The organism is Micromonospora sp. NPDC049139, from assembly GCF_055586845.1.
Genome location: NZ_JBVJHK010000001.1, coordinates 644242 through 664305 on the forward strand (window position 1 = coordinate 644242; position 20064 = coordinate 664305).

Annotated in this window: 20 protein-coding genes; 7 read left to right on the forward strand and 13 right to left on the reverse strand. The window is 70.7% G+C overall.

The window, feature by feature from the left end; translation table 11 throughout:
* Positions 1 to 6: 6 nt before the first annotated feature.
* Positions 7 to 1113 carry a DUF418 domain-containing protein gene (locus tag ACZ6Q9_RS02835; protein WP_396826650.1) on the reverse strand — a complete coding sequence of 369 codons (1107 nt, stop codon included), beginning with the start codon at positions 1111 to 1113 and terminating at the stop codon, positions 7 to 9.
* Positions 1114 to 1195: 82 nt separating this feature from the next.
* Here ACZ6Q9_RS02835 and ACZ6Q9_RS02840 point away from each other — a divergent pair, with 82 nt between their 5' ends.
* The 3 genes from ACZ6Q9_RS02840 to ACZ6Q9_RS02850 all read left to right on the forward strand — a co-directional run bounded on the left by ACZ6Q9_RS02840 (position 1196) and on the right by ACZ6Q9_RS02850 (position 4041).
* Positions 1196 to 2332, forward strand: a complete 1137-nt coding sequence (locus tag ACZ6Q9_RS02840; RefSeq protein WP_393265730.1) for a sensor histidine kinase — start codon at positions 1196 to 1198, stop codon at positions 2330 to 2332.
* Entirely contained in the window at positions 2329 to 3018 is a 690-nt protein-coding gene (locus ACZ6Q9_RS02845; protein ID WP_393265728.1) for a response regulator, read from the forward strand. The genes ACZ6Q9_RS02840 and ACZ6Q9_RS02845 overlap by 4 nt, the downstream gene beginning before the upstream one ends.
* A 393-nt stretch (positions 3019 to 3411) precedes the next feature.
* Positions 3412 to 4041: a hypothetical protein gene (locus ACZ6Q9_RS02850; RefSeq protein WP_396826647.1), complete on the forward strand. Its 630-nt coding sequence runs from the start codon at positions 3412 to 3414 to the stop codon at positions 4039 to 4041.
* A gap of 117 nt (positions 4042 to 4158) precedes the next feature.
* Here ACZ6Q9_RS02850 and ACZ6Q9_RS02855 read toward each other — a convergent pair whose 3' ends face one another.
* From ACZ6Q9_RS02855 to ACZ6Q9_RS02885, 7 genes are read right to left on the reverse strand one after another with little or no spacing between them, the layout of a single operon-like run.
* The gene (locus tag ACZ6Q9_RS02855; protein ID WP_393449091.1) at positions 4159 to 4707 is read right to left on the reverse strand and encodes an OsmC family protein; all 549 of its coding nucleotides are present in this window, start codon (positions 4705 to 4707) and stop codon (positions 4159 to 4161) included.
* 37 nt (positions 4708 to 4744) lie between these two features.
* The gene (locus tag ACZ6Q9_RS02860; protein WP_393265721.1) at positions 4745 to 5371 is read right to left on the reverse strand and encodes a VOC family protein; all 627 of its coding nucleotides are present in this window, start codon (positions 5369 to 5371) and stop codon (positions 4745 to 4747) included.
* 40 nt (positions 5372 to 5411) lie between these two features.
* The gene (locus tag ACZ6Q9_RS02865) at positions 5412 to 6020 is read right to left on the reverse strand and encodes an alkylhydroperoxidase domain protein (protein ID WP_393449088.1); all 609 of its coding nucleotides are present in this window, start codon (positions 6018 to 6020) and stop codon (positions 5412 to 5414) included.
* A complete protein-coding gene (locus ACZ6Q9_RS02870; RefSeq protein ID WP_393265716.1) occupies positions 6017 to 6628 on the reverse strand; it encodes a CMD domain protein in 612 nt (203 codons plus the stop codon). Before ACZ6Q9_RS02870 ends, ACZ6Q9_RS02865 begins: the two co-directional genes overlap by 4 nt.
* Positions 6625 to 7662, reverse strand: coding sequence for a putative FMN-dependent luciferase-like monooxygenase (locus ACZ6Q9_RS02875; RefSeq protein WP_396826644.1), 1038 nt, complete (start codon positions 7660 to 7662; stop codon positions 6625 to 6627). The genes ACZ6Q9_RS02870 and ACZ6Q9_RS02875 overlap by 4 nt, the downstream gene beginning before the upstream one ends.
* On the reverse strand, positions 7659 to 9281 hold the full coding sequence (locus ACZ6Q9_RS02880; protein WP_393449082.1) for a dipeptide ABC transporter ATP-binding protein: 1623 nt from the start codon (positions 9279 to 9281) through the stop codon (positions 7659 to 7661). The genes ACZ6Q9_RS02875 and ACZ6Q9_RS02880 overlap by 4 nt, the downstream gene beginning before the upstream one ends.
* Positions 9278 to 10138 (reverse strand): ABC transporter permease, encoded by an 861-nt coding sequence (locus tag ACZ6Q9_RS02885; RefSeq protein WP_393265711.1) that lies wholly within the window; start codon positions 10136 to 10138, stop codon positions 9278 to 9280. The genes ACZ6Q9_RS02880 and ACZ6Q9_RS02885 overlap by 4 nt, the downstream gene beginning before the upstream one ends.
* A gap of 101 nt (positions 10139 to 10239) precedes the next feature.
* Here ACZ6Q9_RS02885 and ACZ6Q9_RS02890 point away from each other — a divergent pair, with 101 nt between their 5' ends.
* Positions 10240 to 11349, forward strand: a complete 1110-nt coding sequence (locus ACZ6Q9_RS02890; RefSeq protein ID WP_396826642.1) for an RNA-guided endonuclease InsQ/TnpB family protein — start codon at positions 10240 to 10242, stop codon at positions 11347 to 11349.
* A gap of 120 nt (positions 11350 to 11469) precedes the next feature.
* Here the strand turns inward: ACZ6Q9_RS02890 and ACZ6Q9_RS02895 are convergent, their stop codons facing one another.
* Both ACZ6Q9_RS02895 and ACZ6Q9_RS02900 read right to left on the reverse strand, forming a co-directional pair.
* The gene (locus ACZ6Q9_RS02895) at positions 11470 to 12414 is read right to left on the reverse strand and encodes an ABC transporter permease (RefSeq protein ID WP_396826640.1); all 945 of its coding nucleotides are present in this window, start codon (positions 12412 to 12414) and stop codon (positions 11470 to 11472) included.
* A 15-nt stretch (positions 12415 to 12429) separates the two neighbouring features.
* Positions 12430 to 14067, reverse strand: a complete 1638-nt coding sequence (locus tag ACZ6Q9_RS02900; protein ID WP_396826638.1) for a TIGR04028 family ABC transporter substrate-binding protein — start codon at positions 14065 to 14067, stop codon at positions 12430 to 12432.
* Between the two features lie 480 nt (positions 14068 to 14547).
* Here ACZ6Q9_RS02900 and ACZ6Q9_RS02905 point away from each other — a divergent pair, with 480 nt between their 5' ends.
* The 3 genes from ACZ6Q9_RS02905 (at position 14548) to ACZ6Q9_RS02915 (ending at position 16121) form a co-directional block, all read left to right on the forward strand.
* Positions 14548 to 14913 carry a hypothetical protein gene (locus ACZ6Q9_RS02905; RefSeq protein WP_393449070.1) on the forward strand — a complete coding sequence of 122 codons (366 nt, stop codon included), beginning with the start codon at positions 14548 to 14550 and terminating at the stop codon, positions 14911 to 14913.
* Between the two features lie 285 nt (positions 14914 to 15198).
* On the forward strand, positions 15199 to 15666 hold the full coding sequence (locus tag ACZ6Q9_RS02910; RefSeq protein WP_393265702.1) for a hypothetical protein: 468 nt from the start codon (positions 15199 to 15201) through the stop codon (positions 15664 to 15666).
* Entirely contained in the window at positions 15657 to 16121 is a 465-nt protein-coding gene (locus tag ACZ6Q9_RS02915) for a hypothetical protein (RefSeq protein ID WP_393449067.1), read from the forward strand. Before ACZ6Q9_RS02910 ends, ACZ6Q9_RS02915 begins: the two co-directional genes overlap by 10 nt.
* Positions 16122 to 16274: 153 nt before the next feature.
* On the opposite strand, the gene ACZ6Q9_RS02920 is transcribed toward ACZ6Q9_RS02915, so the two are convergent.
* From ACZ6Q9_RS02920 to ACZ6Q9_RS02930, 3 genes are all read right to left on the reverse strand, one after another.
* Positions 16275 to 18242 (reverse strand): GTP-binding protein, encoded by a 1968-nt coding sequence (locus ACZ6Q9_RS02920; RefSeq protein WP_393449064.1) that lies wholly within the window; start codon positions 18240 to 18242, stop codon positions 16275 to 16277.
* Positions 18243 to 18401: 159 nt separating this feature from the next.
* Positions 18402 to 19076, reverse strand: a complete 675-nt coding sequence (locus tag ACZ6Q9_RS02925; RefSeq protein WP_393449061.1) for a dihydrofolate reductase family protein — start codon at positions 19074 to 19076, stop codon at positions 18402 to 18404.
* Between the two features lie 118 nt (positions 19077 to 19194).
* Positions 19195 to 19938 (reverse strand): GntR family transcriptional regulator, encoded by a 744-nt coding sequence (locus ACZ6Q9_RS02930; RefSeq protein ID WP_357703641.1) that lies wholly within the window; start codon positions 19936 to 19938, stop codon positions 19195 to 19197.
* Positions 19939 to 20064 lie beyond the last annotated feature (126 nt).

Sequence of the window (20064 nt, forward strand, 5' to 3'; positions counted from 1 at the left end):
CGACCGTCAGGCGCCTGGTCGATCCGATGACGCGGCGCCCCGCAGGGGCGGACGGCGAGCCCAGGTGGCCCACCGCCAGAGCCACTCGAGCGGGCCGTTGCGGTACCGGGTCAGCCAGAGGGTGGACCACAGCCACTGGACGACGAGGACAGGGCCGGCGATCAGGAGGACCGTCGTCACGGGCCAGTCCTCCGGCCGGCCGCCGACGACCCTGGCGGCCACCAGCACCAGGATCGTGGCGGTCAGGTAGTTGGTCAGTGCCATCCGACCCAACGGCGCGAAGACGGCCCGCAGGGCCGGGCGGAGCGGCGTCCTGAGCAAAACCAGCAGGGCACACACGTAGGCCCCGGCGAGCAACAACCCGCCCAGGGACATCGAGAGGCTGGCGTCGCCGTCCTGGTCACCGCTCAGCGACTTGACCTGCGACCACAGGAACGGCGCGGCCGCTACCGCGAAGACCAGGCCGAGCACGGCCGGCACCGTCGCAGACTGCCCCATTCGGCCGATCACGCCGTACCGGGTGAGGGCTGAGCCCGCCAGAAACAGCCCGGCGATCAGGACGAAGTGGCTGTCTCCGATGATCAGCGCGGTGACGATGAGGAGGGTGCCGAGGATCGCCACCGTCCACCGGGGCAGCCAGGTCGAGGGGAGCAGGACCAACAGGCCGACGATGGCGTAGGCGTGCAGGATGTCGCCTTGCCACAGCAGCAGATGCGCCACACCGATCGCGAGCAACACCAGAAGCCGGCGTAGCAGGAGCAGCCGTGGACGGGCAGCGCGCCCCTCGGCGGAGGCCAGCAGCAGCGAGAACCCGATGCCGAACAGGAAAGCGAAGATCGGAAAGAAGCGCTGCTCGACAAGGAGCCCCATCCACGCGTGCCCGTCGCCCAGGCCTGCCGACGGTCTCGCCTCGACGACGACCCGACCGGCGTTGGCTATCGGCTGGACGTTGGCCAGCAGGATGCCACACAGCGCGAAGCCGCGAATCACGTCGAGCGCGGCGATACGTCGTCGGCCCCCGGGGCGCGTCGGTGGGCGCTCGGCTTCGAGCGTCAGGCGAGAGTCGTGATGTGACATGGGGTTCATCCTGCGGACACCGCCGGCCGCCGGCATCGGGCCAAAGCACACTCCGCCCTGTCGACGACCGTACTTTTGACCGGTTCGGTGCGGATGGAGATTTCGTATTCTGAGCAGAATGGGTCTTCACGATCGGCTGAGCCGGCCGGCCGATGTCGGCCTCGGCGTCCTCTCCGCCGCCTTACTCGCCCTCCAGGCAGTCGCGATCGCGCAGACCTGGGGTGGCGGCTACTGGCAGTTCGACTGCGCCGCCGGCGCGGTGACGTACGGAATTGTCCTGCTGCGCCGGCGTCACCCGGCCGGGGCAGCCGTCGCGGGCCTCGCCGTCGCGGCGACCGCCATCCTGGTCGCCCGACTTGCCCACCTGCCCGCCGAGCCCAGCCCCGCCATGGTTCTCATCCTGTCCGTGCTCGTCGGCTCGGCGGTCAGGGCGCTCCCCCTGCCGTTGGCCGGCGCCGTCGCGGCCGCCGGGCTCGCAGTGGTCGCCGGTACCCGGCTCGCCTTTCCCGGCGACCCGGGAAGCCGGGCCGTGACGTCGTGGAACGCGGCCGGATGGCTCGCGGCTGCCGCGCTCGGGCTGGGTCTACGGTTGCTCGACGCCCGTGGCCGGGCCGTCGCCGAGCAGGTGCGCCGGGACGAGCGCATGAGTCTGGCCCGGGAGCTGCACGACGTCGTCGCCCACCACGTCACCGGCATCGTGCTCCAGGCCCAGGCCGCCCAACTCGTCGCCGGCAAGCGCCCGGAGGCGCTGGCCGGCGTGCTGTCCGGCATCGAGCAGGCCGGCTCCGACGCGTTGGCCGCGATGCGGCGCGTCGTCACCCTGCTGCGCGACAGCGACGACGCGCCGCCAGTCGCCGTCGTTCCCGAGCGGCTCAGCGAGTTGGTCAACCGCTTCGGCGGCCACGGACCCACGGTGCGACTGCGGATGCCCGACGGCGAACCCGAATGGCCACCCGAGGTGACCAGCACCGTCTACCGGATCGTCCAGGAATCGCTGACCAACATCTCCCGCCACGCCGCCCACGCCCACTCGGTCATGGTCACCGTCACCCAGGATCGGTCGGCCATCACTGTCGAGGTCGCCGACGACGGCAGACCGGTCCGACCCCGACCCCACCACCTCGGCGGGTACGGCCTCGTCGGGATGCGCGAACGCGTCGAAGCCCTCGGCGGCACGCTGCGGGCCGGCCCGCGAGAGGGCTCCGGCTGGTGCGTACACGCCACCCTGCCCGTCCCCACCCCGGAGCCGCGATGACCATCACCGTCCTGCTCGCCGACGACCAGGCGATGGTACGCAGCGGCCTGCGGCTCATCCTGGAGAATGAGCCCGACATCAGCGTGGTCGCGGAGGCCGCGGACGGTGTCGAGGCGCTCGCCGCGGCCCGGCGACTCCGCCCGGACGTATGCCTCGTCGACATTCGGATGCCCCGCCTCGACGGCATCGAGGTGACCCGCGCGCTGGCGGGTCCCGGCGTCGTCGACCCGCTGCGGGTGGTCGTGGTCACCACCTTCGACCTCGACGAGTACGTCTACGGCGCGCTGCGTGGCGGGGCCGTCGGTTTCGTCCTCAAGGACGCCGGCCCCACACTGCTCGTCGAGGCCGTTCGGGCCGCCAGCGTCGGCGACGCGCTGATCTCCCCGTCGGTCACCCTGCGGCTGCTGCGCCACCTGGCGGTCACCGCGTCACCCGCCGGGAGGTCGGGACGTCAACCGCTCCGGCCACTGTCCGAACGGGAGACCGAGGTGGTCAGGGCCATCGCCGCAGGCCGTACGAATCAGGAGATCGCCGCCCAGCTGTTCATCTCCCTCAGCACCGTCAAGAGCCACGTGTCCGGCATCCAGACCAAGCTCGGCGTCCGCAACCGGGTGGAGATCGCCGCCTGGGCCTGGGAGAACCGCATCGTGGGCGGCGGGCGGCAATCGGATCTCGGGTCAGGGTGACCGGACGGGAACCGAGGCGGGCGACCCGGCGCACACCTCTGGGCGGCCAGGCGAACGGTCCGTGTCGACCTCACGACGGGACAGGGCTGCCGGACGCTTCGTCCGGCGCCTCGACCCGCTCACCGAAAACCGCGGAGATTTGGCGCGCGCTCACTACCCTGTTGCATGATCCTGGGCACAAGTCGACAGCGATAAGGGCTTCACATGACCGACAGTCACCCTCCGCACGGAGGGCAGCCGGATCCGAACGTCACCCCCCGGAGCGGGCCGCCGACCCCGCAGGGCAGGCGCCCCGGAGACGGCCAGCCACGGCAGACACCGCGGTTCGAGGCCCCGGCCCCGCCGCCGCAGAAGTCGAAAAGGGCTCTGGTCATCGGTCTGTCCGCCGCCGTGGTGGCCCTGCTCGTACTCGCCGGCGTCGGGTTGGCCCTCGTCGACAACGACGATCACACCCCGAGCGCAACCAGCGGCGAGCCGGGCGCGGACGCCACCTCCACCCCACGTGGGTCCGAGTCGCAGGAGCCCGGCGACAACGCGGTGACCGCCCGCGCCGACAGCGACCTGGGCAACGTCTGCGAGGGCAGTCAGATCCTCAACGCGGCGCCCTACAACGGGCCGGCGGGCGCGAAGGCCTACACGTTCGCGAACTCCCCCGACCAGCCGGCGCGCTGGTCGTCGACGTCGATTCCCTCGAACAAGCCGTACTACGCCGGGAGCACCGACTTCGAGTCGGTGTCGGTGGTCGGCTGCCTGGAGTTCGTGGGGGGCGAGGGCACGCCCCGCGAGTGCGAGTACCAGGACACCCTCCTCAAGCAGTTCACCGTCGACTACGTCTCGTCGCGCTACAAGCTGACCTTCTACGCGGCGAAGACCGCCGAGAAGATCGGCGACGGCGGCATCGTGAGCACCCCGGCGGACCGGTGCCCGAACTTCCTCTCGCAATACAACAAGAACACCATGAGGGCGTACGCGTCGCCGGACGCCGACACCATCGAGGCGGCCCTGGACAAGTTGCTGTCCTGAGGCCGAACGGTCGACTTCGGGGAGGGACGGTCACCCGTCCCTCCCCGACGCCCACAGGCCGCCTCTGCCGACCCGCACCCGCCACCGACCGCACCGGCGCGCGCCGGGTTCGCCGAGTCAGGCGGCGCGGCCCCGCTCGTCCCCGTCGGCCGAGGTCACCCGAGCCAGCGAGCCGCTGATCTCCTGCGGATTGCGCAGCAGGTTGAGGATCGGGCACACCCGCTGCACCTCAGCGTGCAGCCGGGCCAGGTCCTCGTCGGGGGCGGGCGAGGCGACCTGCACCTCGTATCGGAAGTCGTACGGGTGGACGGGCACCTCGCTGTTGCCGGGCTCCTGGGCACGTGGGTCGTACTCGGCCTGCACGTCCACCGTGAGGGAGTCGAGCGGAATCTCCAGTTCCGCCGCCTTGATCAGGAAGATGTGCGTCACGCAGCTGCCGAGCACGCCGGCCTGCAGCTCCGGGGAGCCGGGCCCGAGGTCGTAGCCGGCGAAGTCCGGACCGCTGTCGCTGATGACCTGGAAGTCACGGATCCGGATGCGCCGTACGCCGCTGCGTCCCTCGGCGGTGACCCGGGCGCGCAACGGAACGGGGCCGCGGTCCGGGGCGGCACGGCGCGCGGTCAGTGCCGCCCGCTTCTGGGACAGGTATTCACGAAGGTTACTCACAGCATCGCTCTCTTCTGGTTCTTACCGGGTCGGCCGCTCAGCGCAGGGTCACCGAGCCGCGCGGGGTGTCGAGTACCGCCTCCAGCGCGGTCGCCGGTCCGGCGGTCACGTCGAGTTCGACGCCGAGCGCGGCGAGGTCGCGGCGGACCACCGACGGGTCCGGGTGCGTCGCGGTGAACGAGGCGAGCCGCACCTGCGGCAAGCCTGAGCGCGCGGGATGTTCCGTGCCGCCCCAGTCGATGAGGAACGGCACCAGCCCGCCCGCCGCGCGTTCCTCCCGTCGGGTCAGTCGCCAGGACAGCAGCACCCCGTCGGGTCGACGGCGGGACAACGGCCGGATCTCGCCCGGGTCGTACCCGCGTTCGCGGGCGAGGCCGACCGTCTTCTCGATGTCGTCGGGGTGCACCGCCCAGGTGGCGAGGCGAGGCTCGGTCAGGGCGTCCAGGCCGAAGGCGCTCGGGCGGACGGCGGGATCGGCCTCCGGATCCGGACCGATGATCTCGAGGTACGAGGTCGGGCCGAACCCGACGAGGTAGTTGGCGGTGCCGCCAGGGTGCCGGCCCCCGGGAACGGGGGTGACGCCGGTGCGCGCCGCGAAGTCGGCGACACCGGCGGCGAGGTCGGGCACCGCGTGGACAAGGTGGTCGAGTCGGGGTTCGGTCATGTCACTGCCACTTTCTAGGAGGACTGGCGGCTGGCGGTGCTCACGCGGCCGGTGGTGGAGTCGGCTCCCCGAGGGAGAGCATGAGTCGGTTGGCCCAGTTGAAGAAGGCGGCCGCATGCAGCAGGTCGCTGATCGCCAGGTCGTCGAGACCGACCGCGCGCAGCGCGTGGATGTGCTCGGCGGTCAGCGCGGCCGGCGTGGCCGTGAGGGCCACCGCGGCGTCGACGATGGCCCGCCAGCGCTCGTCCTGGGGTGCGTCGACCCCCTCGTCGAGCAGCCGCTGCACGTCGTCGGGGCGCTTGGAGTGGTGCGAGGCGAACCGGGCATGGACGGAGGCGCAGAAGACGCAGCCGTTGCGGCGCGAGGTTGCCGCCGCCGCGAGTTCCCGCTCCGCCCGCGGTAGGCCCCCGTCCGGGTTGTAGAAGATGTCCTTGTCGGTCTTCGTCCGCGCGCGCAGGGTCTCCGGGTCCCGGGCGAGCAGCAGGAAGTAGGGAGAGTTGGCGCGCGCCTTGTCGACGAGCGCCTCCCAGTGGACGTCGGTGAGTTCCGCCTCGCTCAGCGGTGCGAGCCAGGGCTCCCAGCCGAGCTGGTCCTGGGTGAAGGCGAGCGGCCGCGCGGCGGCGGGACGGTCGAGCACGGTGTCGGTCACGACGGGGATCCCTTTCTGGGCGGCACGGCCAGGAGGCGGAGGCTCGTGACGAGGCGCACCTGGAAGCTGAGGAAGGCGACGAGCTGCGACAGGGTCACCACGTCGGTGGTGCTCCAGCCGGCGTCGAGGAGGGCCTGCAACGCCTCGCGGCTCGACTCGCGTGGACGGAACACCAGGAGGTGGGCGTGTTCCAGGGCGGCGGCGAGCCGCGTTCCCAGCTCGTCGCGGTCGTTCGTCCGGTACGCCGGCCCCGCCACGCTCTCCGCGGCAAGCGGACCGGGTGCCGGGTAGGCGCCGTAGGGGCCGGTGGTCCTGCCGGCCTCGGCCTCCTTCGCGATCAGCGCGGCCAGCTGCGGTGCGTGCTCGGCCAGCCGGGCGGCGTAGAAGTCGGCGGTCGCGGCGTCCCGGTGCAGTGCGGTCACGAACGCGGCGACGGCGAGCCGCTCGGCCGTGGTGACCTCCCCGGCAGGGCGCGGCGAGAAGAGCGCCTCGTAGCTCGCCTGTGCGTTCCTCCTGGCCTCCGGTCGCCGGTGGCGGATCTGGTCGAGGCGGGAGGCGGGCTCGATGCCGACCAGGTGGTCGATGACGTCGGCGATGGATGTGCTCATGCGCTGCTCAGTTCGGTTGACGGGTCGGCGGTGGGGTGCGGCGCCCAGCCGAGCGCGGGCGCGACCTCGGTCGCGAGCAGCTCGATCGAGCGGAGGACGAACGGATGCGGGGGGTCGACCGAGTGCACCTGGAAGACCAGGTCGGTCGAGCGCTGGAGGATCGGGTCGGCCTTCAGGCTGGCGATGACGTCGTCCGGCGTTCCGACGTGCACGTCGAACGCGGCGATGAGCTGGGCGAGGCCCCCGTCGGGCACGGGGTGGCCCTTCTCCCTGAACTGCCGGGCGGCGCGACCGAGCCCCGCCTCGGCGAAGCGCAGCGCCTCGGCGCGGCTGTCGGCGACGAACGCCGTACGCGACGCCATGATCCGCGGCGGCACGCCCTCCGGCAGGTTGTCGTGGTAGGCGTCCACGATGGGACGCTGGATCTCCGCCAGCGTGGCGTGCGGGGCGTCCTCGGTGCGCGGCTGGGTACGCGAGAGCATCAGTCCGTTGCCGGCCTTCCCGGCGCGGACTCCCCCGCTCACCGAGAAGGTCGCCTCCCAGATGGCGTCGAGCAGGCGCGGCGCCGCCGGGTAGAGGTGGTTGCCGTCGTCGCCGAGGGCGCGGCCCGACCAGGCGTCGACGAGCACCGCGAGGTGCTGGGCGTAGATGGCCGAGCGGTTCGCGCTGTCCTGACCGAACGCGCTGAACGACGAGGGGGTGCCGCCGTTGCCGACGCCGACTTCGAGTCGGCCGCCGCTGAGCAGGTCGAGCACCGCGGCGTCCTCGGCGACGCGAACCGGGTTCTCCAGCGGCAACGTGATGATGCCGGTGCCGAGGCGGATCCGACTGGTCCGCGCGGCGACGTGCCCGAGGAACACCAGGGGTGCCGGCAGCCCGCCCTCGGCGCCGTGGAAGTGGTGCTGAGCGACCCAGGCGGAGTCGAACCCGTACGCCTCGGCGTGCCGGATCTGCTCGGCGGCCAGCCGGTAGCGCGCCTCCGCCGGCCCGTCGTCGAGCAGCCGGGTGAAGAACCCGAGTCGCGGACGGCTCATGCCGCCAGCTCCGCGACGGCGCCGGGTACGGCGGCGAGCAACTCGCGGGTGTATTCGTGCTGCGGCGTCTCGAATACCTGCCGCGTGGTTCCGGTCTCCACGATGCGTCCCTTTCTCATGACCGACACGGTGTCGGAGATCTGCCGCACCACCGAGAGGTCGTGCGAGATGAACAGGTAGGTGAGCCCGAGTTCGCGCTGCAGCCCGTCGAACAGGTCGAGGATCTGCGCCTGCACGGTCACGTCGAGCGCGGAGACCGCTTCGTCGAGCACGAGCACCTCCGGGTCCACGGCCAGCGCGCGGGCGATCGCGACGCGCTGGCGCTGACCGCCGGAGAGCTCACGCGGCTTGCGGTCGAGCACCGTCTGCGGCAGGGCCACCCGGTCGACCAGGTCCCGCACCCGCTTGCCACGGCCGGCCCGGTCACCGAGCCGGAAGTTGCGCAGCGGTTCGGCCACGATGTCGCCGACGGACTGCCGGGGATCGAGCGAGCCGGCCGGGTTCTGGTAGACCAGTTGCACCCGGCGGCGCAGCTGGCGCAGTTCCTCGCCACGCAGCCGGGCCACGTCGGTGCCGCCGATCGTCACGGAACCGGAGGTCGGCGCGGCGAAGCGGACGACCATCCGCGCGGTCGTCGTCTTGCCGGACCCCGACTCGCCGACGAGGGCATGGGTCGTCCCCCGCCGTACGTCGAACGAGACCCCGTCGACCGCCCGGAACGGCTTGCGCCCGACCCGGAACTCCTTGACCAGGTCGCGGGCGACGATCGCGGGCGGCTGCCCGACGGCGGAGCTTCCGCTGCGCGCCGGAGGGAGGACGTCGCGGAACTGTCGTGGCGCCAGCGACGGGGCGTCCCGCAGCAGTCGCCGGGTGTACTCGGCTTCCGGTCGGGCCAGCACCGCCGCTGTCGCCCCCTGCTCCTCGACCCGCCCGTCGCGCATCACGACGAGCCGGTTCGACCGGTCGGCGGCGACGCCGAGGTCGTGGGTCACGAGGATCACGGCGGTGCCGAACTCCGTACGGAGGTCGTCGATGAGGTCGAGGATGCGCCGCTGCACGGTGACGTCGAGCGCGCTCGTCGGCTCGTCGGCGATGACGAGCTGTGGTTCGAGGGCGATCGCGCTGGCGATGAGGACGCGCTGACGCATCCCGCCGGAGAGTTCGTGCGGATACTGCCGGGCGCGCAGCTCGGGGTCGGACAGGCCGACCCGGTCGAGCAGTTCGATCACGCGGCGCGAGATGGTGCGTCGGTCGCCACGCTTGTGGATGCGCAGCGTCTCGCCGATCTGCGCGCCGATCGTCATGACCGGGTTCAGCGAACTCGTCGGGTCCTGCGGGATCAGGCCGATCTGCGCGCCGCGCACCGCCTCCAGACGCTTCGACGACCAGCCGGCGACATCCGTGCCGTCGAGCAGGATCTGGCCGGAGTCGACGGACCCGTTCGCGGGCAGCAGGCCGATGATCGCGTGTGCCGTGGTCGACTTGCCGGAGCCGGATTCACCGACGACCGCGACGACCTCGCCGCGGTCGACGGCGAACGAGATGCCGCCGACCGCGGGGTGGACGTGGTCGCGGGTCCGGTAGGAGACGGTCAGGTCGCGTACCTCGAGCAGGCTCATCCGTCCTCCCTGCTGATCGAGCGGCTGATGCGGCTGGCGGCGAGCACGACGAGGACCACGACCACCCCCGGCAGGGTGGTCAGCCACCACGAGGTGGCCAGGTAGTTGCGTCCTTCCGAGATGAGCAGCCCCCACTCGGGAGTGGGCGGCTTCGCGCCGTAGCCGAGGAAGCTGAACGTGGAGATGGCCAGGATCGCGGCGCCGAACTGCACCGCGGCGAGCGCCACGACGGGGCCGAGCGAGTTGGGCAGCACGTGCCGCCGGAGCACCGTGGTGAACCGGCCTCCGCTGCCGAACGCGGCCTCCACGTAGTCGGCGCGCCGGACCCGTACCACCTCTGATCTTGCCAGCCGGGCGAAGGCCGCCACCGAGCCGATGCCGACGGCGATCGCCACGTTGATGGTGCCGGGGCCGAGCAGGATGATGGCCGTCAGCGCCAGCAGCAGTCCCGGGACGGCCAGGAGCACGTCGACCACCCGCATCACCAGCTCGTCGAGCAGGCCGCCGACCGATCCGGCGAGCAGCCCGAGCAGTGTGCCCAGCACGAGCCCGACCGCCACGGCGACGAACGCGCCGGACAGCGAGCGGGCGGAGCCGTGCACGACGCGGGCGAAGAGGTCCCGGCCCAGGGCGTCCGTGCCGAAGAAATGCTCGGCGCTCGGTGCCTGGAGCTTCTGCACCGGTACGCCGTTGATCGGGTCGTGGCCGGTGAACAGGCCCGGCGCGACCGCCCACAGCACGACGACGGCGATCGCGAGCCAGGCGAGCACGAGCGCGACGGGTGGCCGCCGCAGCGGCAGCCGGGCCGGGGCCGGCCGCGCGGGCCGGAGGACGTCGATACCGGATTGGGCGGTCATCAGAGTTGCGGCGTGGAAACCCGGCCGTTCAGGGCCGGGAGGAAACGCCGCTGCCTCCCCTCAATGATCGTGTAACACAGTGGACTGATAGCTTGTGAAATGTGGGCGGGGTGGTGAAGCGGGCGTACAAGTACCGCTTCTATCCCACCGGTGAGCAGGCCGAACAACTCCACCGCACTTTCGGGTGCGTGCGTCTGGTCTACAACAAAGCCCTCGACGAACGGACCCGCGCATACGCCACGGAACGCCGCTCGATCGGCTACGCCGAATCGTCGGCGGCCCTGACCGAATGGAAACGCACAGAGGAGTTGGCGTTCCTCAACGAGGTGTCCAGCGTTCCGCTGCAACAAGCGTTGCGGCATCTGCACGCCGCCTACACGGCGTTCTTCGCCAAACGCGCCCGATACCCCCGTTTCAAGTCCAAGAGGAAGTCCCGGGCCAGCGCCGAGTACACCCGGTCGGCGTTCCGCTGGCGGGACGGGCAACTGACTCTGGCGAAGATGGACGCCCCGCTGGACATTGTGTGGTCGCGTCCGCTGCCCGAGGGCGCCGTACCGTCCACCGTCACCGTGTCCCGAGACGCGGCCGGCCGCTGGTTCGTGTCCCTGCTTGTCGAGGACCCGACCGTCCGGCCGCTTCCACCGGTGGATACGGCGGTTGGCGTCGACGCGGGGCTGACCAGCCTGGTGACCTTGTCCACCGGGGAGAAGGTCACCAACCCCCGTCACGAGCGGGCCGACCGGCGGAAACTCGCCAGGGCCCAGCGGGACCTGGCCCGCAAGGAGGAAGGCTCGGCCAACCGGGCCAAAGCTCGACTCAAGGTCGCCAAAATTCACGCCCGGATCGCCGACCGGCGACGGGACCACCTGCACAAACTGTCGACTCGACTCGTCCGCGAGAACCAAACGGTCGTGATCGAAGACCTCACGGTACGCAACCTGCTGCGCAACCACCGGCTCGCCCGCGCCATCTCCGACGCGGCATGGTCCGACCTGCAGGCAATGCTGGAGTACAAGGCCGCCTGGTACGGGCGCACCCTGGTGACGGTGGACCGCTGGTTCCCGTCGTCCAAGCTGTGCTCGGACTGCGGGCAACTGACCGAATCCCTGCCGTTGAACATCCGTACGTGGGAATGCCCGTGTGGCGCGATCCATGACCGGGACATCAACGCAGCGAGAAACCTCCTGGCCGCCGGGCTGGCGGACAGGTAAAACGCCTGTGGAGCTGATGTAAGACCTCAACGGAGTCCCTCCGGGCGGGCAGTCGGCGACGAAGCAGGAAACCCCACGGGCGACCAGGGGGAATCCCGGCCCTTCAGGGCCGGGCGGATGTCAAGCGGTGACACCGACCTTCGTCGTCAGTCGCGGGTCGAGGACGGGACAGAGCAGATCGACCACGAGGTTGACCAGCACGAACACGGCTGCGGCGAGCACCACGATGGCCAGCATCACCGGCGTGTCCTGGGCGGTGACCGCCTGCTCGGTCAGCCGGCCGATGCCGTTGCGGCCGAAGACCGTCTCGGTCACGACCGACCCCGCGATGAGCTCGCCGAAGGTCACCCCGGCGATCGTCAGCGTGGGTAGCAGCGCGTTGCGGGCGACGTGCCGCCAGAGGATCCAGCGGCGCGAGGCGCCCTTGGCGGCCACCACCGCGACGAACGGCTGCGCGTAGACCCGGTCGAGGCTGCGGGCCAGGACCTGCGCCAGCGGCGCCGAGATCGGTACGGCGAGGGTCAGCACGGGCAGGACGAGCTGCTCGAACCGGGTGCCGCCGATGACGGGCACCAGTCCGAGCTGGAACGAGAACACCTGGATCAGCAGGATGCCCAGCCAGAAGGTGGGGACCGAGATGAACAGCGACGGCACCGCCAGCAGCGCACCCCGGATCCAGGCGAACCGGCTGTAGCTCGACACGAAGGCGATGGTCACGGCGATCAGCACGGCGACTCCGAAGCCGAGGCCGGCGAGCTCGGCGGTCGCCGGCAGGCCCTCGGCCAGTCGCTCGATCACCGGCGTGCCGGTGTCGATCGAATAGCCGAAGTCACCCCGCAGGAAGCCCAGCAGCGTGTGGACGTACCGGACGATGCCCGGCTCGTCGCCGCCGTACAGTTGGCGGATCTCCGCGATCTGCTCGGGCGAGAGCCCGAGCTCTGGGTTCTGGAACTTGATCAGAATGGAGTCGCCCGGCAGCAGTTGCAGCAGCACGAAACCGGCGGTGAAGGCGGCCCACAGCACGAGTACGGCCTGCCCGACACGGAGCGCGAGATACCTGGTCATGAGCCGCCCGCCCGCCTACTTGTCCTTCTTGGACAGCCACACGTCGTAGAAGCTGGGGCGTGCGACCGCCTCGAAGCCGACGCCGTGCACGTACGGCGCGGCGCCGTACACCTGCGGCTCCTCGAACAGCGGGATCGCGTAGCCCTGCTCGATCACGTACCGCTGGATCTCGACGACTTTCGCGTTGCGCGCGTTCTCGTCGACGAGCGCGGACTGCTCCTCCAGCAGGCGATCGAGCTTCGGGTCGTTGGAGAGCAGCACGTCCCGGTTCTTGGTATGGAAGTGGCTCTTGATCACGTCCTGGTCCGCCCGTCCCACCATCGAGTGCGTGATGGCGGTCCGCTCGGCGTTCTTGATGTCCACGGCCTGGGTGCCGGAGTCCGCGGGGCGGACGTCGAGCCGCACACCGATCCTGGTCCACTGCTGGGCGACCAGTTCGAGGGTCTGCTTCGACAGCGGCTGCGGGCCGGAGACGAAGACGCTCAGTTCGAGCTTGCGGCCACCCTTCTCCCGGATGCCGTCGCCGCCGCGTACCCAGCCGGCCTGGTCGAGCAGGGCGTTGGCCCGGTCGGGGTCGTAGGCGAGTTGCGCGGACAGGTCGGTGTACCCCTCTGCCAGGTGGCTGAGCACCGAGGTCGCCACCGGGTAGCTGCCGGTGAAGAGGGTTTCGACGACCTCCTTGGCGTTGGTGCCCGCCTGCAGCGCCTTACGGACGTTGATGTCCTGCAGGATGCTGTTCGCCGGTCGCAGGTAGAGCCCGTTGTTGACGCCGCGGGTCGGCTCGGCGTAGATGCGGTGGCCGGCGGAGGTCACGGTCGCCTCGTCGTACGCCTGCACGTAGCGCACGTAGTCGGCCTGCCCCGAGGTCAACGCGCCGACCCGGACGCTGTCCTCCGGAGTCACGATGATCTTGATCCGGTCGAGGTAGGCGCGCCCCTGGTGGGCGAAGGACGGCGGGGCCCAGTTGTAGTCCTCGCGGGCCACCAGTTCGATCTCCTTGTCGACGACCTGGTTCGCGACGGTGAACGGGCCGGACCCGACGACGTTCTTGAGCTGGCACTGCTCCTCGTACGGCAGCGAGATGGTCTTCTTGGACACGAGGCCCGCCCCGATCACCGACGTGCCCTGCAGGAAGCCGGGCGACGGCTTGTCGAAGTGGAACTTCACCGTGTCCTTGTCGACGACCTCGCTGCGTTCGTAGTTGTTGACGAACTCGGCCACCGGGAGCTTCAGGTCCTTGTTGCCGAGGCCGTACACGTCGTAGTTCGCCGCCACGGTCTCCGCGTCGAGCGGGCTGCCGTCGCTGAAGGTCACCCCGTCGCGCAGGTGGAAGGTGTACTCGGTCGCGTCGGCGTTGACCTCCCAGGACTTGGCGACCCAGGGCTCGACCTTGAGTGTCTTCGGGTCCTGCCAGGTGAGTTTGTCGGTGAGCTGGTTGAGCACCCCGCCGTTCGGGTAGAAGCCCGCGGCCGGTAGGTAGAGGCAGCTCGGCGGCTGGTGCTCGAGGTAGACGAGCGTGCCGCCGTAGACGGGGTCGCCGGCGTCCTGCCCGGCAGCGGGCGAGCCGCCGCCCGAGCAGGAGGCGAGCAACCCGGCCACGGCGAGGGCGGCAGCCCCCGCCAACGCGGTGGACCGGAACCTGGATCGTGACATGCGTGATGGCCTTTCGTACCGGCAAGGAACTTGCGTGGAGGGGGCGACGGGATTCAGGCGCAGGGCGACGTGCTCGTGCCGGAGCTGCTCCGCGACCGGGTGTCAGGGCCGCCGGGCAGGCCGGCGAAAGGGTGGGAGGTGACAGGGCCGGAAGCGCCGCGACGAACGCGCATGTGCTCGTCGCGGGAGCAGTTGCCCGCCGCCGCGGAAGCGCCTCGCCTACTCGATCAGCGCGGACAGAGCGCGCTGCAGGTGCGCTGGTGGTCGACGTAGCGCCGCACGACCAGGGAAGTGACGATGCGCTTCCCGGTCGGCGAGTGGCTGCTACGGATCATGGCTGGGAAGTTATCCCATCGGTTTGGTAGGTAACAAACCCCTGCTCGCATCGTGGGATGCGCCGGAAGCCAAGGTGGCCGCGGTGTAACGGCCTGTCGCGAATTCCGCTACCGCCGTGAAGGCACGCCCGCCTACGCTCGCACCGTGGCCAGGATTCGCAAGCGGGGGATTCGCGTCGACGGCCTCGATTACCGATGGATGGTCAGTCACGTCGACCCCGGTCACGTCGTGGTCAGGGTCTGGCACATCGCAACCAGGGGCAGTCAACTGGAGGTCCAGGTGGCCTTCGACGACCCGTGGCTCAACTTCGGGCCGATCATCACCGCACCTGCGGACCGGGTGGCCGAGGTGTTCGCCCTGGCCCCGGTCACGCCACGGTTGGTCGCGGAACTGATCCAGGCGGCACTCGCCGCAGGCTGGCCGGTTCACGGTGACGGCGGGCCGCTGCGCTTCACGCTTACTCGGGACCGTGAGCGGCTGGAGCCTGCGTCCGGGCGACTACCCACCTGACAGGCACGTGACGCGACCACGCGGAACGCGGCATGACCGGTCAGGCAGGTGCCCGGTGGCCACCTGCCCGACAACCGCGACGGGGCACAGCACCGTTCGGTCGGAGATTCGAGCCAGTTCGAATCACTTGGCCGGCGGGTGCGACAGATGTTGACTGTGCCGGTCCTGCACCGCCCCCGACATCGGCGTACGCGGCCACGTCGCCACCCGCCGAGGTGCCGCGGGCTGTCAGGTGACCGTTCCCGCCGCTCGCCGCGGTGTGGCACCGAGAGAACGGAGGCACCTTTGACCACCTCACGATCGCGAATCCTGGCGATGCTCGCCGCGCTCGTCCTCATCACGACCGGCAGTACGTTTCTCGCCAGCCCGCCGGCGCAGGCCGCGACCGGCACCTGTTCGGGTTCCAGGGTCGGCGGCTTCGACCTATACGGAGACGTAGCCATCAACGGCTCGACGAAGTACGGATACGTCGAGGTCTACTACAGCGGCGGCTACAACTGCGCCCGGACCGTGTCGAGTGCCAACACCTGGGGCGTCAGCAAGGTCATGTCGGTCGAGCTGTGGGTCTGTTCATCCGGCACCAGCAACTGCCGGTTGCTGTCGGCGGACGACCGGGACCACGGCACCTACAGGTACTACGCCGGACCGGTGACCGCCTACGCCAGCGGTAAGTGCATCTGGGTCATCGGGAACATCTACTATCCCCCGACGGACTCCAACGCCGGGAACAACAAGGTGGGTTGGTGCGGCTGATGTCCACGTGGCGACGCTCGGTGTTGGTTCACGTCGTGGCCGCGGTTGTCGCGGCGGGCGCCCCGGTTGTCGGCCCGGCGCCGGCCAGCGCCTCCACCGCACGGTACGGCGAGCAGTGCGGATCCACCTACTACGAACTCGACGACAAGGTGCTGCTCACCAGCGGTGGGCAGGCCTTCGGACACGTCTACCTGATGTACAGCACACAGACCAAGATGAACTGCGTCGTCGCGGAGAAGTCCAGCTTCGTCGGCACCGCGACCTGGATGAACGCCAAGGTGGAGACGAGGAGCGGGCGGGTGGCCCAGGACCCGGGCAACTACCGCTACTACGCCGGGCCCGTATATCTCTACGCGCCGGGCGAGTGCGTCCGCTACTCCGGCGTCGCGTACAGCGGGCCGAACAAGACCGGCACGCTCAGCTCGTACACGTCCGGCTTCGGCTGGTGTGGCTGACGATCCGGGGAATCATCGGGGGGCAGGGACTCGTCGATCATCGGGCTGGCCAGTCGGCCCGCGGCGGGATCGTGGTGTGCGTCGTGCCGGGTAGGAACCGCTGCCCGGCACGACGGTCGCGCCGCCGGCCCGCTGGTACGCGGCCCGGGTCGGTCACACCGTCACTCGGCGGGTCACGGCGAGCAGGTACTCCTTGCGGTGCAGGGGGTCGTGGTCGCTGCGTGGTCGCTCGGGCGCCGGTCCCCGTACCGGCTGGTAGTGGGAGAACCTCGACTCGAGCGTTCCCTCGCCCCGGGTCAGCGCCGGCAGCCGCCGCTCCAGGTCGTGCACCCGGGCCGCGGGCACCTCGCCCTCGACCACGTACGCCGTGCCCCGTGGCTCGGTCCGCGTCGGCACCGCCCCGTACCGGGCCAGCACCGGCAGCACGGTTCCGAGCAGGTCGGCCGGCACGTCGACCCGGAACGCGTGCACCGGCTCATGCACTCGGGTGCCGGCTCGGCGCAGCGCGTCCATCAGCACCAGCGGGGTGAGGCCCCGGAAGTCCGCGCCGGTCGAGGAGATGCTCTTGTCGAACCGCGCGTGCATCGCGCTCTGCCGGGGGCAGTAGCCGCTGTGCGTCATGGTGACCACGCAGTCCGGCACCTTCCAGCCGTGCACGCCCTGCCGCAGCGTCTCCCGCACCGTGGCCTCGACGGCGGCGAAGAACGCGTACGGCATCGCTCCCGGCTCGACGGCGAGCCGGAACGTCACCCCGGCGTCGACCGGCGCCGGCTCCACCCGCAGGCCGACGGTGGCCAGGAACGGGTGCCCGGTGGAGACGAACTCGACGGCCTCGCCGGTGCCGACCAGCCGCTCCACGCAGATCACGGTGGACGGCTCGAAGGCGACGTCGAGCCCGTACCCCTCGGCGAGGGTGGCCTGGACGACTTCCTTCTGCACCTCGCCGTAGAGCGACACCGACAGCTCCTGCCGCAGCTCGTCCACCCGCAGATTGATCAGCGGGTCCTGCTCGGCCAGCTCGGTCAGCGCCGCGTGCAGCGCGCCCCGATCGCCTGCCCGAACCGGCACCACCACCGTCTCCAGCGTGGGTGGCGGGAACCGGTGCCGGGTGCCGGCCGGCGGCGTCCCGACCGGATCGCCGATCCGGACGCCGGACAGCCCGGCGACCCGCCCGATCCGGCCCGCAAGGAGGGCGTCCACGCGCTCGCACCCGCCGTGGTCGAACACGGCGAGGCCGCTGACCCGCCCCTCGCCGCCGCCCGGCAGCCGTAGCCGGTCCCGTACGCGGAGGGTGCCGGCGACCATCCGGACGTACGCGACGCGCTCCCCTGCCGGGCCGCGTTCCACCTTGAACACGGTGCCCGAGAGGGGGGCGGTCGGGTCGGCGGCAGTCGCCGGCAGCAGCCGGGGCAGGACCGTGAGCAACTCGTCCACGCCGGCGCCGGTGACGGCCGAGCCGAAGAGCACCGGGTGGATGCGCCCCCGCCGGGTCAGCGCGACCAGCGCCCGCCGGCGGCGGGCCCGGGACACGCGCCGCCCCTCGACGTACGCGGCGAGCAGGCCGTCGTCGTGGTCGGCGAGCCGGAGCAGGTCCGGCCCCTGCGGGTACGGGACGAAGCAGGCGGCCCGGGTGCCGAGCCCCGTCACCGACCCGGTCGGCACGACGGCCGGGGTGAGCCGGTCGGCCAGTTCGGTGATCAACGCCTCGCCGCGGGCGCCGGTACGGTCGATCTTGTTGACGAACACCAGGGTGGGGATGCCGAGACGACGCAGCGTACGCATCAGCACCCGCGTCTGTGCCTGGACTCCCTCCACGGCGGAGACCACCAGCACCGCGCCGTCGAGTACGGCGAGGGCGCGTTCCACCTCGGCGATGAAGTCCGGGTGGCCCGGTGTGTCGATCAGGTTGACGGTGACGCCACCGACCTCGAACGACACGACGGCCGATCGGATGGTGATGCCGCGCCGGCGTTCCAGCTCGAGGGTGTCGGTCTGGGTGCTGCCCGCGTCGACGCTGCCGACGGTGTCGATGATCCCGGCCGCGTACAGCAGTCGTTCGGTCAGGCTCGTCTTACCGGCGTCGACATGCGCCACAATCCCCAGGTTGAGAGTCCGCTCCACGCGTCAGGTCCTTCGGGTCGATGGTCACTGCCAACTGAGCGATCCCGAAAGCTGCGCGCATGACCTCTCCCTGTCTCCCGACGTGTCCTCTCGTTCCCCGCACTACACCAGATGCCTGACGCGTCCACAACCGGATTGAACTGGCTGCGCGACGCACCGTCAGGTGGCGAGGTTGCCGTAGCTCGGTGTGCCTGCCGTCCGGTAGGTCAGTTGCAGTGCGCCGTTGGCGTGGGTGATCGACCCGGAGAGCCGGAAGGCCGTGGGCACGGTGCCTCCCGCGAACAGCCGCTTGCCGCTACCGAGCACCAGCGGATAGAGCCACAGGTGCAGCCGGTCGACGAGGCCGAGGCGCAACAGCGACTGCACCAGGTCGAGGCTGCCGATCACGTGGAGCTCGTCGTGGCGATCCTTCAGCCCGGCGACGCCCTCGGCGAGATCACCGCTGACGAACGTCGATCCCTCCCACCCCAGCGGCTCGGCGAGCGTACGGCTCGCCACGTACTTGGGCACCCGGTTGAGCAGGCCGGTGAAGGGGATCCTCACGGAGGCCTTCGGCCAGTAGGCGGCGAAGATCTCGTACGTCTTCCGGCCCAGCAGCAGCGCGTCCATGCTCGTGGCCTGCTCGAACATGGCACTGCCGGACTCTTGGTCCACCAGCGGCGCCTGCCACCCGCCATGCGCGAAGCCGCCGTCGCGGTCCTCGTCGGGTGCACCCGGCGCCTGCGCCACACCGTCCAGCGTCACGAACTCCGTCACGACGAGCTTGCCCATCTGACGCTCCCTTCGCTCTCCGATCCGTCCCTCGGCCAGACCGCGCGACGGATCGAGAATCATCGGCCTGATCCGTGGTCGGCAGCCAGCGCTACCGCCCACCGGCCGCTCCTGGGAGCAACGAGCTGACGCGCGGTCGGTTTCCGGAAGGCGGGCACCCACCGCTCGGGTGCTGCCGAGGTCAGCGGATGCCGACGAAGAAGCGGGTCTGGTCGCTGCGGTGCAATGCGTAGTAGGCCTCGAACCGGGTGCCGTCCGGCAGCCAGGCCACGGACTCGATGCCGAGCAGGGGCGTCGAGGTGGTGACCTCGAGCAGGGCAGCGTCCTCGGGTTCGGGGAAGACGGCTTCGATCCAGCGGTCGGCCCCGACAGGTTCGAGCCCGTACCGGCGGCGCAGCACGTCGTAGAGGGACTGGTTCTCCAGGACGGCCCGGTCCAGGCCGGGCACCAGCCGGGCCGGCAGCGCGGTGTCGACGAGCAGCCAGGGCTGGCCGTCGACACCGCGGAGCCGACGCATCCGCACGACCGACTCGCCGACCGGAATCTGCAACAGGTCCGCCTCGCGCTGGTCCGCCGGGCTGAGGCTCTGGCTGATCGTGTGGGTGGTGACCCGGCGTCCCGACTCCCGCAGGTCGTCGGCGGAGCCGGACACGGAGCCGACGAAACGCAGCTCGGTCTTGCGGGGAGCGACGAAGGCGCCCCGCCCCTTGACCTTGTAGATCATCCGTTGCTGGACGAGTTCACGCAGCGCCTCGCGGACGACGGTGCGGGAGACGCCATAGAGGTCGGTCAGCTCCGCCTCCGACGGCAACGGCTGGTCCGGGGCTATCTCACCGGCCTCGATCTGGCCGCGCAGCTCCCGCATCAGCTGCATCCACAGCGGCTCGCTCCCGTCGCGGGTGAGCCGCCGGTACGTCATCGTCATGGACTTCCTTCCCCATCGACCGGATACAGCATGCCATGACCGCGCAGTCCTGTCATGACAGGAAGCGTGGGTCGTTTGCCAGCCCAATCACCGATTTGGCACGTGAACGTAACCCCCATCACTGTG

Excerpts from the sequence above, each read along its gene's own strand:
- ACZ6Q9_RS02835 (WP_396826650.1), bottom strand. The coding sequence starts at position 1,113 with ATGCCGGCGGCCGGCGGTGTCCGCAGGATGAACCCCATGTCACATCAC.
- ACZ6Q9_RS02840 (WP_393265730.1), top strand. The coding sequence starts at position 1,196 with ATGGGTCTTCACGATCGGCTGAGCCGGCCGGCCGATGTCGGCCTCGGC.
- ACZ6Q9_RS02845 (WP_393265728.1), top strand. The coding sequence starts at position 2,329 with ATGACCATCACCGTCCTGCTCGCCGACGACCAGGCGATGGTACGCAGC.
- ACZ6Q9_RS02860 (WP_393265721.1), bottom strand. The coding sequence starts at position 5,371 with ATGACCGAACCCCGACTCGACCACCTTGTCCACGCGGTGCCCGACCTC.
- ACZ6Q9_RS02870 (WP_393265716.1), bottom strand. The coding sequence starts at position 6,628 with ATGAGCACATCCATCGCCGACGTCATCGACCACCTGGTCGGCATCGAG.
- ACZ6Q9_RS02875 (WP_396826644.1), bottom strand. The coding sequence starts at position 7,662 with ATGAGCCGTCCGCGACTCGGGTTCTTCACCCGGCTGCTCGACGACGGG.
- ACZ6Q9_RS02880 (WP_393449082.1), bottom strand. The coding sequence starts at position 9,281 with ATGAGCCTGCTCGAGGTACGCGACCTGACCGTCTCCTACCGGACCCGC.
- ACZ6Q9_RS02885 (WP_393265711.1), bottom strand. The coding sequence starts at position 10,138 with ATGACCGCCCAATCCGGTATCGACGTCCTCCGGCCCGCGCGGCCGGCC.
- ACZ6Q9_RS02895 (WP_396826640.1), bottom strand. The coding sequence starts at position 12,414 with ATGACCAGGTATCTCGCGCTCCGTGTCGGGCAGGCCGTACTCGTGCTG.
- ACZ6Q9_RS02900 (WP_396826638.1), bottom strand. The coding sequence starts at position 14,067 with ATGTCACGATCCAGGTTCCGGTCCACCGCGTTGGCGGGGGCTGCCGCC.
- ACZ6Q9_RS02925 (WP_393449061.1), bottom strand. The coding sequence starts at position 19,076 with ATGATTCTCGATCCGTCGCGCGGTCTGGCCGAGGGACGGATCGGAGAG.
- ACZ6Q9_RS02930 (WP_357703641.1), bottom strand. The coding sequence starts at position 19,938 with ATGACGATGACGTACCGGCGGCTCACCCGCGACGGGAGCGAGCCGCTG.